Here is a 15163-nt window from a genome sequence, read left to right on the forward strand (position 1 = left end):
GAGGATTGCGCCATGGCTTTTGAAGCAATGTTCCAGCCGATCCAGATCGGCAAACTGACCATCCGCAACCGCGTGCTCAGCACCGCTCACGCCGAGGTCTACGCCACTGACGGCGGCATGACCACCGACCGGTACGTGAAGTATTACGAAGAGAAGGCCAAGGGCGGCATCGGCCTGGCGATCTGTGGTGGATCGTCGGTGGTTGCCATCGACAGCCCGCAGGAATGGTGGAGTTCGGTGAACCTGTCCACCGACCGCATTATCCCGCACTTCCAGAACCTGGCCGACGCCATGCACAAGCATGGCGCCAAGATCATGATCCAGATTACCCACATGGGGCGTCGCTCGCGCTGGGACGGCTTCAACTGGCCGACCCTGATGTCGCCGTCCGGCGTGCGCGAGCCGGTGCACCGTGCGACCTGCAAGACCATCGAGCCGGAAGAAATCTGGCGGGTGATCGGTAACTACGCCCAGGCGGCACGGCGTGCCAAGGCCGGTGGCCTGGACGGCGTTGAGCTGTCCGCCGTGCACCAGCACATGATCGACCAGTTCTGGAGCCCGCGGGTTAACAAGCGTACCGACGAATGGGGCGGCAGCTTCGAGGGGCGGATGAAGTTCGGCCTGGAGGTGCTCAAAGCCGTACGCGCCGAAGTGGGCGACGACTTCTGCGTGGGCATGCGCATCTGCGGTGATGAGTTCCACCCGGACGGCCTGTCCCACGAGGACATGAAGCAGATCGCCAAGTACTACGACGACACCGGCATGCTGGATTTCATCGGTGTGGTGGGCTCGGGTTGCGACACCCATAACACCCTGGCCAACGTTATCCCGAACATGAGTTATCCACCGGAGCCATTCCTGCACCTGGCCGCCGGTATCAAGGAAGTGGTCAAGGTTCCGGTGCTGCACGCGCAGAACATCAAGGACCCGAACCAGGCCACGCGGATCCTCGAGGGCGGTTACGTCGACATGGTCGGTATGACCCGTGCCCACATCGCCGACCCGCACCTGATCGCCAAGATCAAGATGGGCCAGATCGACCAGATCAAGCAGTGCGTCGGCGCCAACTACTGCATCGACCGCCAGTACCAGGGCCTGGATGTGCTGTGCATCCAGAACGCTGCGACCTCCCGTGAATACATGGGCGTGCCGCACATCATCGAAAAATCCACCGGGCCCAAGCGCAAAGTGGTCGTCGTCGGTGCCGGCCCGGCCGGGATGGAAGCGGCGCGTGTGGCCGCCGAACGTGGCCACGACGTGACCCTGTTCGAGAAAAAGGAATTCATTGGCGGGCAGATCACCACCGCTTCGAAAGCCCCGCAACGGGACCAGATCGCCGGCATTACCCGCTGGTTCCAGCTGGAACTGGCCCGGCTGAAAGTCGACCTGCGCCTGGGCGTGGCGGCGGACGCGGCGACCATCATGGACCTGCGTCCGGATGTGGTGGTGCTGGCCGTCGGCGGGCATCCATTCCTCGAACAGAACGAACACTGGGGCGCCGCCGAAGGGCTGGTGGTCAGCAGCTGGGACGTGCTCGATGGCAAGGTTGCACCGGGTAAGAACGTACTGGTCTACGACACCATTTGTGAATTCACCGGCATGTCGGTGGCCGACTTCCTCGCCGACAAGGGCAGCCAGGTCGAAATCGTTACCGACGACATCAAGCCGGGCGTGGCCATTGGCGGGACTTCGTTCCCCACTTACTACCGCAGCATGTACCCCAAGGAAGTGATCATGACCGGGGACATGATGCTGGAGAAGGTCTACCGCGAAGGCGACAAGCTGGTGGCGGTGCTGGAGAACGAATACACCGGTGCCAAGGAAGAGCGCGTGGTGGATCAAGTGGTGGTGGAAAACGGCGTGCGGCCGGATGAAGAAATCTACTACGCGCTCAAGGAAGGTTCGCGCAACAAGGGCCAGATTGACGTTGAAGCCTTGTTCGCGATCAAGCCCCAACCGTGCCTGGAGCAGAGCGGCGATGGTTACCTGCTGTTCCGCATCGGCGACTGCGTGGCCCAGCGTAATACCCACGCCGCCATCTACGACGCGCTGCGGTTGTGCAAGGATTTCTAACGGCTTGCACATAGCCCTGTGGGAGCGAGCCTGCTCGCGATGAACGATAACGCGGTCTGCCTGAGGCACCGCGGCGCCTGAATCGCGAGCAGGCTCGCTCCCACAGGAACCGAGTAAGGCATCTCGACCTGCAAGACCTGAGGTCTTTGGGAGCTTCACCATGCTGAACACCCTTCTTCCCATCCTGCTGTTCGCTGCCTTGGGCCTTGCGGTCCTTGGCGCTTTGCGGCGGGTGAACATGTGGCGCCGGGGGCGACCGTCCAAGGTCGACCTGATCGGTGGTCTTTTCGCCATGCCCAAGCGCTACATGGTGGATTTGCACCATGTGGTGGCGCGGGACAAATACATCGCCAACACCCACGTCGCCACAGCGGGTGGTTTTGTGCTGGCGGCGCTGCTGGCGATTCTGGTGCATGGTTTCGGCCTGCAGAACCGCATTCTGGGCTATGCCTTGCTGTTCGCCACGCTGCTGATGTTCAGCGGCGCGATCTTCATTGCCCTGCGTCGTCGCAAACCACCGTCACGGCTGTCCAAAGGGCCGTGGATGCGCTTGCCCAAGAGCCTGTTCGCGTTTTCCATCAGTTTTTTTCTGGTGACCTTGCCGGTCGCCGGGATCTTGCCGGCGGACTTCGGGGGCTGGGTGTTGGTGGCGCTGTTGGGCCTGGGCGTGCTTTGGGGTGTGTCGGAAATGTTCTTCGGCATGACCTGGGGCGGGCCGATGAAACATGCCTTTGCCGGGGCCCTGCACCTGGCCTGGCACCGCCGCGCCGAACGCTTTGGTGGCGGCCGCTCAACCGGTCTCAAACCTTTGGACCTGAACGACCCCGCTGCACCGCTGGGCGTTGAGAAGCCCAAGGATTTCACCTGGAACCAGTTGCTCGGTTTCGACGCTTGCGTGCAGTGCGGCAAGTGCGAAGCCGCGTGCCCGGCCTTTGCCGCCGGCCAGCCGCTGAACCCGAAAAAACTCATCCAGGACATGGTCGTCGGCCTGGCCGGCGGCACCGATGCGAAATTCGCCGGCAGCCCCTACCCATCCCTTGACGGCAGGGGTAAACCGGTGGGCGAACACAGCGGCAATCCACACCAGCCGATCGTCAACGGCCTGGTGGACGCCGAGACGCTGTGGTCCTGCACCACTTGCCGGGCGTGCGTCGAGGAATGCCCGATGATGATCGAGCACGTCGATGCCATCGTCGACATGCGTCGTCACCTGACCCTGGAGAAAGGCGCCACGCCGAACAAGGGCGCTGAAGTACTGGAAAATCTCATCGCCACCGACAACCCTGGCGGCTTCGCCCCGGGCGGGCGGATGAACTGGGCGGCGGACCTGAACCTGAACCTGCTCAGCGAGGTGAAATCCACCGACGTGCTGTTCTGGGTCGGCGACGGTGCCTTCGACATGCGCAACCAACGCACCTTGCGCGCCTTCGTCAAAGTGCTCAAGGCGGCGAACATCGACTTCGCCGTGCTCGGCCTCGAAGAGCGCGACAGCGGCGATGTGGCCCGGCGCCTGGGTGATGAAGCGACCTTCCAGCTGTTGGCCAAGCGCAACATCCAGACCCTGGGCAAATACAGCTTCAACCGGATCGTCACCTGCGACCCTCACAGCTTCCACGTGCTGAAAAACGAATACGGCGCCTTCGATGGCAACTACCGGGTGCAGCACCACAGCACCTACCTGGCAGAAGTCATCGAGGCCGGCGCCCTGAACCTCGGCCAGCACAAGGGCGACAGCGTGACCTATCACGACCCCTGCTACCTGGGCCGTTACAACGGCGAATACGAGGCGCCACGCCAGGTGCTGCGTGCGCTGGGCATCGAGATCAAGGAGATGCAGCGTTCCGGTTTCCGCTCCCGTTGCTGCGGCGGTGGCGGCGGCGCGCCGATCACTGACATTCCGGGCAAGCAGCGTATCCCCGATATGCGCATGGAAGACATCCGCGAAACCGGCGCCGAACTGGTGGCAGTGGGTTGTCCACAGTGCACCGCGATGCTTGAGGGGGTGGTTGAGCCACGCCCGATGATCAAGGACATCGCTGAACTGGTGGCCGACGCTCTGCTCGAAGACGCGGTTGCGAACAAACCAGCGGCTCCGGCCAAACGTGAACCTGCGGAGGTGCACTAATGAGCGACATCATCCGCCGCGACCCTCGCGCCGAGTGGATCGCCCGTAACCGCCTGCACCCACTGCACGCGGCCATGCAACCGGTCCAGCACAGCTGGATGGGTCCCAACGGTGTCATCCGCAAGAACGTTCATGGTGTCGGATTCATCGGCCCCAACGGCATCAAGCGTATCGACCGCAGCGGCGCCCAGCAGGGCGGCGCGACCAAGCGCACCGCGGCAATTGAAGTGCAATTGCCGCTGCATCAGGTGCCGCAACCGGCGTTTTATATCTGCGTGGTGCCAGACATGGTGGGCGGTCGTCTCAGCAGCCACGACCGCGATCTGCTGGGCCTGGCCCATCAATTGGCCGGTGCCGACGGCGCGGTGCTGGCGGTGGTGTTCGGCGAGCACAAGGAAAGCACCTTTGCCACGGCCGGTGTCGACCGCTTGCTGGTACTGGAAGGCGAGGCGTTCAGCGGTTATGCACCGGAACAGCGAGTCCAGGGTCTGCGGGCTGTGGATAACCAATTCAACCCACGCCATTGGCTGCTGCCTGACAGCCGCACCGGTGGCGGCGAACTGGGCCGGCGGATTGCCGCAGCCCTGGGCGAGCGCCCGGCCACACGGGTCTGGCAGGTCAAGGGTGAGGAGTGCATCGGCCGGGCCGGTGCCGGCCTGCAAGATTTGGCGCGGCCTTTGGCGCGGTTGATCCTGGCCGCGGCCGAATGCGCCGAACCGGTGAGCGAAACCCGCCACGAAGCCTTGCCGGTGGAGTTATCCACAAGCGTGGCCCGCAGCTTGTCGCGCATCGAAGACCTGGGCGCGGTGGCGGTGGACCCGGGCGCGATCCCGATGGCCGAAGCCGAATTCATTTTTTCCGGCGGCAACGGGGTCAAGGACTGGGCGCTGTTCCACCAGACCGCTGCGGCCCTGGGCGCCACCGAGGGTGCTTCGCGGGTAGCGGTAGACGATGGCTTCATGGCGCGGGATCGCCAGGTTGGCGCGTCCGGCACCTGGGTTACGGCGCGGGTCTACGTCGCGGTGGGGATTTCCGGGGCTATCCAGCACCTGCAGGGCATCGGCGCCTGCGACAAGGTGGTGGCGATCAACCTCGATCCGGGCTGCGACATGATCAAACGGGCAGACCTGTCGGTGATTGGCGACAGCGCGGCGATTCTCCAGGCCTTGATCGCGGCGGTAGAGGCGTACCGCAACGAAGCCAAGCGCGATGCGGCTTAAGCTAAGGATTCAACCATGAGTACTCAAGTGATCAGCCTGGTGTCCATCGGCGCCCACCCCACCTCCGGTCGGCCCCGGCGCGCCGAGCAGGATGCGCGGGCCGTGGAACTGGGCCTGCAACTGGCCGGCAACGACCTGCAAGTGCTGCACGCAGGCGACGTGGCTGAACCGGCCCTGCGCGCCTATCTGGGCATGGGTCTGGACGAACTCTACGTACTGGATAACCCCGCAGGCGCCGACGCACTGCCGGCCCTGACCGACTATCTGCGTGACGCGGGAGCCCAAGTGGTGCTCACCGGCAGTCAGGCGGAAACCGGCGAGGGTTCCGGCATGTTGCCGTTCCTGCTGGCAGAAAATCTCGGCTGGCCGCTGGTGGTGGGGTTGGCCCAGGTCGAATCCATCGACAGTGGCGTAGCCTTGGTGCTGCAAGCCTTGCCCCGCGGCCAGCGGCGACGTCTCAAAGTGCGCCTGCCGTTCCTCGCCACGGTGGATAACGCGGCCCCCAAACCCCGGCAAAGCGCCTACGGCCCGGCCCGACGCGGGGCGTTGCACGCTGAAGAAGTCGAGGTGATCGACGACGCCCTGTTGGCGGTGGCGACCCTGCAACCGGCCAAACCACGGCCCAAACGCCTGAAAGTGATCAAGGCCAAGAGCGGCGCCGACCGCATGAAAGCCGCCACGGCCAAGGCCAGCGGCGGAGGTGGGCAGGTGCTCAAAGGCGTGAGCCCGGAGGCGGGCGCCGAGGCGATTCTCAAGTTGCTGATTGAGGAAGGGGTGGTTCGCTAAATCCAGGCTCACCTTGTCCCTTGTGGGAGCGAGCCTGCTCGCGATAGCGGTCTTCCATTCACCTCCAGGTTGACTGACATGGCCCCATCGCGAGCAGGCTCGCTCCCACAAGGGCTGAGGTTTACCCACAATCCCTGTGCGCGCCTCTGTGGATAACCTGTTCGATCCTATCCGGACACCGCGCAAATCAGGCCTTTCAAGCCTTCGCTCAAAAAACGTCCAATCTGACCCGCTGCAACATCCAGCCATAAAACCGCTGCCCTGGCATGTTGTCGTGACTCAAACTTGCGCCTAAAAAAAGCTGTTTGACAGCTAATGGAGCCACATCAATGGAAGTTGAATTTCGTCCGGCGTTGCCCACGGATACACGGGAGATCGCTCGTCTGTTCCGGATTTCCTCAGAGGGCGCGTCGGATTACATCTGGAGCCAGCTGGCGGAGCCCGGGCAGGATCTGCTGGAGGTCGGGGCTGCTCGCTATGCCCGTGAGGATGTCGATTTTTCCTACCAGAACTGCCTTATTGCAGAAGCCGGCGGACAGGTCATCGGCATGATGCATTGTTACGTGACGCGTGAGGATCCGCAGGCGACTCCCGTCACTGATCCGATCCTGGCGCCCTACGCCGACATGGAAGTCCCCGATACCCTCTATATATCGAGCCTGGCCCTGCATGAAGGGTGGCGTAACAAGGGGCTCGGCGTGCGTTTTCTCGAGCGGGCGCAACAACGTGCCGATCAACTGGCGCTCAAAGGCCTCAGCTTGATCGACTACGCAGCGAACACCGGCGCCCGGCGCTTTTATGAGCGCCACGGTTTTGGCATCGTCAAAACCTGCCAGGTCGTCCCGCATCCGCTGATTCGGGTGACGGGGGAGGCGTATTTGATGCATCGGCCTTAACCATTACGACGGCCTCACCAGACACCCTTGTGGGAGCGAGCCTGCTCGCGATAGCGGTCTTCCATTCACCTCCATGTTGACTGGCATGGCCTTATCGCGAGCAGGCTCGCTCCCACAAGGGGCTGAGGTTTACCCACAATCCCTGTGCGCGCCTCTGTGGATAACCTGTTCGCCCCTCGCCACACCCCACGCAGATCAAGCTCCCCAAGCGTGCGCTTAAAAAACAACCAGCCTAACTCCCGGTTTTTTCTCGATTTTGTTTGTGAATAAGCATGATCGCAAGACGCTACTTGCCCCCAATCTCTGTTGGCGCTTCTGTGGATAAGATGTTCGCTACCCTCTNCCCCTCGCCACACCCCACGCAGATCAAGCTCCCCAAGCGTGCGCTTAAAAAACAACCAGCCTAACTCCCGGTTTTTTCTCGATTTTGTTTGTGAATAAGCATGATCGCAAGACGCTACTTGCCCCCAATCTCTGTTGGCGCTTCTGTGGATAAGATGTTCGCTACCCTCTACAAGCCATACGGAACGGGGCCTTCATGGGATTGATCATAAAATGATCAATTCGTCGTTTTTATCCGGAAAGCTCCGCTAAAACCTCGATTTACCGGCCGTAGCCGCGGTTTTCCACAGAACCGTCAGAATTACCCCCAAACACTGTTGGCGCTTCTGTGGATAAGGTGTTCGCTCTCCTTCAGAAGCCAGGACAGACAAGGCTTTCAGGTGGTTGATCAGTTTTTGACCTATATGGAAAGGAAACGCTCTTTGTTCATAAGTCACGGTTTTTCTTTAGCTTTTACTTAAAAAAATCAGTCGCAATGAGGCACTTGTCCCCATTAGCTGTGGGTGGACATGTGGATAACTTGTTTGCGAAAGTGTAAGAGCCACGGCGGGTATAGGCCCAGACGCTATAGATCAAATTTCATACAGTTCTAAGGATCCACCTTGACGTGGCCCTGGCAGCTGTCTTCACTCATGGCACAAGGACACCGCCACTTTATCCACATCTGGTTCAGGGAGAACGCATGATGGATAGCAAGCCCCCCTGCTGGTACCCGATCTCTGCTGCGACCTGTACTCCGACCCCTCCCACCCGGTTACCCAAACGCAGACGTCGTCGTGCCACCAATCAGCGTGCGCGTCTATAGCGCCTTGTTGAGCCCTGAGTTTCCCCTGTAACACCGTTGACTGCCGCTCCAACCCGTACGGGATAGTGGCCAGGCGTTCGTGCGCCTGTCGATTTGCAGGCAACCGCAGAGTTGCCCCATCTGCCTGAGAGGACTTGAACATGACACGGATCTCGACCCCCATTAGCGAAATCAAGGAGCATTACGACGTTATCGTCATTGGTTCCGGCTACGGCGGTGGCATTGCTGCGTCACGCCTGTCCCGGGCTGGGCGCAAGGTTTGTCTGCTGGAGCGGGGCCGGGAGATCCAGCCCGGCGAATACCCCAACACCATGCTTGCGGCCACCGAAGAGTTGCAGGTGCATGACCCGGACGGTCACATCGGGTCGCGCACCGGACTGTTCGACCTGCACGTCAACGCCCAGCAGAACGTGGTGGTCGGTTGCGGCCTGGGCGGCACTTCGCTGATCAACGCCAACGTTTCGCTGGAGCCGGAGCCCGGTGTGTTCGAGGACTCGCGCTGGCCGCAGGCGGTGCGTGACCATTGCGACACGCTGCTCAAGGACGGTTATGCGCGGGCTCGGGAAATGCTCAAGCCCAACCCTTACCCAGATGCGTCGCCGAACCTGCCCAAGCTCGACGCCAACCGCAAGTCGGCGAGTTATCTCAAGCAGGACGCACATTTCTACAAACCGCCCATCAACGTGACATTCGACAAGTTGCCCAACAACCTGAACCACGTCGGCGTCGAGCAGTTGCCGTGCAACGGCTGTGGGGATTGCGTCTCGGGCTGTAACAACAAGGCCAAGAACACCACGCTGATGAATTACCTGCCGGATGCCTGGAACCATGGTGCGGAGATTTTCTGTCAGGCCCAGGTGCGGCACCTGGAGCGCGACGGCGACGGCTGGATCGTGCATTTCCAGTACCTGGACAGCGGCCGAGAGCTGTTCTCGGCGCCAACCCTGTTCGTGCGCGCCGACATCGTCGTGGTGTCCGCCGGCACCCTGGGCTCTACCGAGATCATGCTGCGTTCTCGGGACAAAGGCCTGTCGATGTCCAGTCAACTGGGCGAGAACATGAGCGGCAACGGCGACATCCTCGGGTTTGGCCACAACTGCGACCAGACCATCAACGGTATCGGTTTCGGCGCCCACTCGGCCAAGGAGCTGGAGCCGGTGGGACCGTGCATCACCTCGATCATCGACATGCGTACCGAGGGTGACTGGCGCAGCCGCATGGTCATCGAGGAAGGCTCGATCCCCGGCGCACTCGGTCGGCCCATGGTGCCGAGCATGGCGGCGTTCGCCGGGATGATCGGCGTGCCCACCGACACGGGCCTGGGTGCCAGCCTCAAGTACAAGGCCCGGGAAGCCGAGAGCTTTCTGCGCGGCCCGTACTACGGCGCGCTGCATAACATGCAGACGTACCTGATCATGAGTCACGACAACGGCAAGGGGCGCATGGTGCTCGACAACAAGGACCAGTTGCGCATCGACTGGCCCGGCGTCGGCGAGCAGGAAAACGTGACCCTGGGCAATGAGCGTTTGCACCAGAGCACCAAGGCGTTGGGCGGGATCTGGGTCGAGAATCCGATCTGGACCAAGCTGCTCAAGCACAGCATCGTTTCGGTCCATCCCTTGGGCGGCTGCGTGATGGGGGAAGACGCGACGCAAGGCGTGGTCAACCACAAGGGCCAGGTGTTCAGTGGTGCCAGCGGGACGGATGTCTATCCCGGTCTGTACGTGACGGACGGTGCGGTGATCCCGACTTCCCTGGCGGTGAACCCGTTGTTGACCATCTCGGCGGTGAGCGAGCGCAACATGGGGCTGCTGGCGGCCGATCGTGGCTGGATCATCGACTACACCCTGCCTTCGGCCCCGCGCAAACCGGTGGCGGCGCCGACCCTTGGCGTGCAGTTCACTGAAACCATGAAGGGCTACTTTTCCACAGCCTTCACCCAGCCTCAGGGCACTGATCTTTCGCTTTACGAAGCCGCGGCCAAGCGCGGCAAAGCCGATAACTCGCCCATCGAATTCACCCTGACCATCACTGCCGCCGATCTCAATCGCCTGATCAAGGAACCGGAACACGCCGCCACCCTGGTGGGTACGCTGGATGCGCCGATGCTTTCGCCCAAGCCGCTGGTCGCCAGCAACGGAGTGTTCAACCTGTTCGAGCAATACCAGGAACAGGTGGATGTGCGGCACATGAACTACGACATGAAACTGACCGCCGAGGATGGCAGCGATTATTACTTCAGCGCCTTCAAGACCGTGCCCGAGGACAACGGGGTACTGAACATCTGGCATGACACCAGCACGCTCTATGTCACTCTGTATCGCGGGCCGGACAAGAGCGGCGAGGTCATCGGCTCGGGGGTGATGCACATTCTGCCGGCCGACTTCGCCAAGCAGATGACCACCATGAAAGTGCTCAACGCACGTAACGAGCGTGAGCGAGTGGAAGCGTTGGCCCGCTTCGGCAAGTTCTTCGCCGGCATTTTGTGGGAGAGCTACGGCGGGGTGTTCGCTGGCGATGTGTACTTCAATCCGGACGCGCCGCCTCGCAGCAAGCGGCCGCTGGACGCACCGGCGCCGACCGTGCATTTCTTCCAGACCGAGGACAACGTCGAGCTACGCCTGACTCGCTATCAAGCGGGCAGCAAAGGCCCGGTGATGCTGGTGCATGGCCTGGGGGTGGGGTCGAATATTTTCTCCACCGACACCATCCAGACCAACTTGCTGGAGTACCTGTGCAAGCACGAGTACGACGTCTGGTTGCTGGACTTGCGGGTGAGCATCCTGCTGCCGGCCAGCAAGCATGAATGGAACGGCGACCAGGTGGCCCAGTACGACTTCAAGGCTGCTATCGAGCAGATCCAGCAGGCCACGCTGGCCCGTGACGTGCAGTGCGTGGTGCATTGCTACGGTGCGACGACGTTCTTCATGTCGATGCTGGCGGGGCTGCAAGGGGTGCGCTCGGTGGTCTGCTCGCAGATCGCCGCCGACACGGTGGTCGCCACCGCCACCGGACTGAAGGCCGGTTTGCATTTGCCGGGGATGCTCGATGCCATCGGCATCAAGTCCCTCACGGCCTACGCCGACACCAAGGAAAGCTGGTTCAACAAACTCTACGACAAGGCCCTCAACGGTTATGCCCGGATCGAGGCCCAGGGCTATTGCACCAACCCGGTCTGCCACCGCATCACGTTCATGTATGCGTCGCTGTACCGCCACGACACCCTCAACGAAACCCTGCACGACAACCTGCATGAATTGTTCGGTGAGTCGAACATCCAGACCTTCGAGCACCTGGCGCTGATCGTGCGCAAGGGGCACCTGGTGGACTTCAAGGGCAACGACGTCTACATGCCGCATTTCGATCGGTTGAAATTGCCGATCTGCTTCATCAGCGGCGCCGAGAACCAGTGCTACCTCCCTCAAAGCACCCTCAAGACCTACGAGCGACTGTGCGATATGCACGGCCCGCAACTGTTCAGTCGTCACGAAGTGCCGGGCTACGGCCACATCGACTGCATTTTTGGCAAGGACGCGGTGGTGGATGTGTACCCGATCATCCTTGAACACCTGGAGAAGACCGCGCTCGGTTGACGCAAGACCGAGTCGACTGCATCGCGAGCGAGCTCGCTCCCACAGGGGGCTATGCGCCGCTGAATTCGTGCACGCCACATATCCAGTGTGGGAGCGAGCTTGCTCGCGATGGCGGTCGCCAGAGCGCCGCATCTCGAGGGTCAAGAATAAGGAAAAGGATGCCATGAACACTTACATCCGTTGGTTCCAACGCATCATCTGGGTGGGCATTGTGATGAACATGGTCTTCGCGATTCCGGCGCTGTTCGCGCCGGCGTTGCTGACGTCCATGCTCGGCCTGCCGCCCGTGCTGTCCGATCCCTGGCTGGAAAACACCGGCATGTTGCTGGTGGGGATCAGCCTGTTCTACATGCCCTCGGGGTTCAACGCGCCGCGTTTCGTGGTGCATTCGTGGTTGTGCGTGCTGTCGCGGCTGGTGGCGGTGGTGTTCTGGATCTACCTGATCAACACTAACAACCAGGGTCAGTTGTTCGTGCCGATGTTGATGGGCGACTTGAGCATGTTCCTGATTCTGGGCGTGCTGCTGTACCTGGGCAGCCCGGTGGCCCATCGTCCACTGGCCTTGCTCTGCGCCGGTTGGCGGGAGTGGCGCGCCGGCTGGGCGCGGCGCTGGCAGAGCCATAGTTTCAAGGTTGGCATGCTGGTGATGCTGCTGGTGCTGGGTTTTATCGGCTACCAGACCTGGTACCAGATGATCCGAGAGGTGCCGCAACCGGATTTTGCCTCCGACGAAGACCATTACAAATACGCCGCCATCGGCCTGGGCATCGAAGCGCGGATCCCTTATTACCTGTTCGCCGTGCTGCCGCAGATGTGCCCGGAAAAACTGCCCAAGCCCGGCGGTTACGAGGTGTTCGGGTTTCTCTATGAGAACGGCAACGACCTGCCGATTGGCATGGCCAAGCGGCAACTGGGCTACCCCACCGTGGAGCCGAACTGCGCGCTGTGCCACACCGGCTCGTACCGGGCCAATGCCAGTGACATAGCGGTTCCGGTCGCCAGCGCGCCGGCCAACACCCTGCAACTGCAGGCCTTCCAGTGGTTTGCCTACGATTGTGCCAGCGACCCGAAATTCACCCCAGATGCGGTCATGGCGGCGATCAACAGCAAGTTCCAGCTCGGTTTTTTCGAAAAACTGTACAACCGTTACCTGATCATCCCGATGGCCAAGAGCGCGCTACTCAAGCAGAAGCAGGCCTACGCCTGGCAGAAACTGCGCCCGGCCCAAGGTCCGGGGCGGACCGATACCTTCAACCCGACCAAAATGGTGGTGTTCGGCTTCCCGGATGACTCCACCATCGGCACCGTGGACTTGCCGCAGGTCTGGAACCAGAAACCCCGTGAGTCGATGTATCTGCATTGGGACGGCAATAACAACAAGATTCACGAACGCAACTACGCGGCGGCCATGGCCGTGGGCGCGACACCGCAATCGGTGCTGCCGCCGAGTTTCAACCGGGTGACCAATTGGCTGCTGGGCCACAAGGCGCCGGCCTGGCCGTTCGCCCTGGACCAGGCGAAAGTCGCCCAGGGCAAACCGATCTGGGAGCAGAACTGTGCCGCTTGCCACGACTTCGGCCGTGCCGACACAGGACAGGTCACTACCAACATCGACCAGTTGGGCACCGATCCCCATCGCCTGAACTCCTTCACCGTCGGGCTGGTGACGGCGTTCCACGGCTTCAAGAAACCGCCGTTCGACTTCGGCGCGTACCGCAAGACCCAGAGCTACAGCAACACCCCCACCGACGGCATCTGGCTAAGGGCGCCGTACCTGCACAACGGCTCGGTGCCGACCCTGTGGGACTTGTTGCAACCGCCCGAGTTGCGGCCGCAAGTGTTCTACACCGGCTCCGATATCTACGACCAGGAGAAGGTCGGCTTCATCACCAGCGGCGCGCAGATGAAGGCGTCGGCGGATTTCAAATACGACACCCGCCTGGAAGGCAACCACAACGGCGGCCACCTGTATGGCACGCAGTTGTCGGATGTCGACAAACGGGCCCTGATCGAATTCATGAAAACCCTGTAGCCCAGGGCACTGCGAAGGAGCGTTCACATGTCATTACTGCACCATTGGGAACATGAGTTCGACAAGGTCAAAGTCCGCCTGCACGGGTTGGTCACGCGGCTGGAGATGTCCTGGAAAAAACTCGTCAACGACCTGGAGCCCGAAGAGTTCGAGGCCATCGTCAAGCTGCTCCAGCGTGGCCACGATCAGGCCCGGCACGTCATCGATCACGGCGACCTGCCGGATGACGAACCGGCCGTGCCGTGGGAGCTGGCCCACGGTCTTTCGATCCTGAAGATTGGCAATGCCAGCGCCTTGCCGCAAACCGAGGACGAGCTGCCGACCCGCGTGCTCAAGGACGGCACCTTGCTCGGTTGCCGCAAATGGGAGTTGCTCGACCTGTTGTGGAGTGAGGCGTTGCTCAAGTGGATCGAGAACCTGCGCCATCACGCGCCGTTCGCCACTAACCCGGCACTGGTGAAAATGGACAGCGACGTGGTGTTGGCGATTGCCGGCGACTGGGGCACCGGACCGTTCGACAGTCATGCTCCGGCCGTGGCTGTCGCCAATCAGATGCAACTGGCCGAGGCTGACTTCACCATCCATCTGGGCGATGTGTATTACGCCGGCACCCATTCCCAGGAGGACGTCGACATGGTCGGCTGGCCCCAGGGCAAGCACGGCTCGTTCACGCTCAATTCCAACCACGAGATGTACAGCGGCGCCCACGGTTATTTCAAGGAGCTGGCCAAGCGTTTCCCGGTGCAACAGGGCACCAGTTACTTTGCCCTGTACAACGACGATTGGCTGGTGGTCGGCCTCGACAGTGCCTACGCCTCGGACGCGATGAATCTGTACATGGATGGCACCCTCAACGCGCAACAGATCGACTGGATGAAAAACCTGCCCAAGCGCAAAAAGCTGATGGTGCTCAGTCATCACCAGGGCTTCGATATTTCCGGGCACCACAAGACCGCGCTTTACCAACCGGTCTGCGATGCACTGGGGCGTGAGCCGGACTACTGGTATTGGGGGCATCTGCACAATGGCATCTGCTACGCGCCCCAAGGCGGGCTGCACGCACGCTGTGCCGGGCACGGAGCGATTCCCTACGGCACCACCAGCGAGTTGAACGGACATGCCGGGGTGTTGTGGTCGGAAACGCAACTGGCGGGGGATGAGGCGTACCCGGAACGGGTGTTGAACGGGTATGTGAAGGTGCGGCTGGTGGGGGAGGAGATTGTCGAGACGTTTTATGGGGAGGATGGCAGTGTGCGGTGGTCTTCCCGGTAGTCGGTGAATGTCAGGCCGC

Annotated in this window: 8 protein-coding genes; all 8 read left to right on the plus strand. The window is 61.6% G+C overall.

The genetic code is table 11. From position 1 onward, the window contains the following. Positions 1–12: 12 nt before the first annotated feature. On the plus strand, positions 13–2073 hold the full coding sequence (dgcA, locus tag MKS85_RS12945) for a dimethylglycine demethylation protein DgcA (RefSeq protein WP_047230382.1): 2061 nt from the start codon (positions 13–15) through the stop codon (positions 2071–2073). A 160-nt stretch (positions 2074–2233) separates the two neighbouring features. Further along, the gene (gene dgcB / locus MKS85_RS12950; protein ID WP_188251828.1) at positions 2234–4198 is read left to right on the plus strand and encodes a dimethylglycine demethylation protein DgcB; all 1965 of its coding nucleotides are present in this window, start codon (positions 2234–2236) and stop codon (positions 4196–4198) included. Next, complete coding sequence (locus MKS85_RS12955; RefSeq protein ID WP_188251827.1) at positions 4198–5418, plus strand: electron transfer flavoprotein subunit alpha/FixB family protein; 1221 nt, start codon at positions 4198–4200, stop codon at positions 5416–5418. Before dgcB ends, MKS85_RS12955 begins: the two co-directional genes overlap by 1 nt. 15 nt (positions 5419–5433) lie before the next feature. Beyond that, complete coding sequence (locus MKS85_RS12960; protein WP_047230385.1) at positions 5434–6204, plus strand: electron transfer flavoprotein subunit beta; 771 nt, start codon at positions 5434–5436, stop codon at positions 6202–6204. A 329-nt stretch (positions 6205–6533) separates the two neighbouring features. Next, a complete protein-coding gene (locus MKS85_RS12965) occupies positions 6534–7100 on the plus strand; it encodes a GNAT family N-acetyltransferase (protein ID WP_188251826.1) in 567 nt (188 codons plus the stop codon). A gap of 1287 nt (positions 7101–8387) precedes the next feature. Beyond that, entirely contained in the window at positions 8388–11840 is a 3453-nt protein-coding gene (locus MKS85_RS12970; protein ID WP_107323023.1) for a GMC oxidoreductase, read from the plus strand. A 163-nt stretch (positions 11841–12003) separates the two neighbouring features. Beyond that, positions 12004–13872 carry a hypothetical protein gene (locus tag MKS85_RS12975; RefSeq protein ID WP_188251825.1) on the plus strand — a complete coding sequence of 623 codons (1869 nt, stop codon included), beginning with the start codon at positions 12004–12006 and terminating at the stop codon, positions 13870–13872. A 27-nt stretch (positions 13873–13899) separates the two neighbouring features. Further along, positions 13900–15144, plus strand: coding sequence for a metallophosphoesterase (locus MKS85_RS12980; RefSeq protein WP_188251824.1), 1245 nt, complete (start codon positions 13900–13902; stop codon positions 15142–15144). Positions 15145–15163: the final 19 nt, after the last annotated feature.

This window comes from Pseudomonas sp. JL2 (assembly GCF_031570495.1).
GTDB classification, from domain to species: domain Bacteria; phylum Pseudomonadota; class Gammaproteobacteria; order Pseudomonadales; family Pseudomonadaceae; genus Aquipseudomonas; species Aquipseudomonas rhizophila.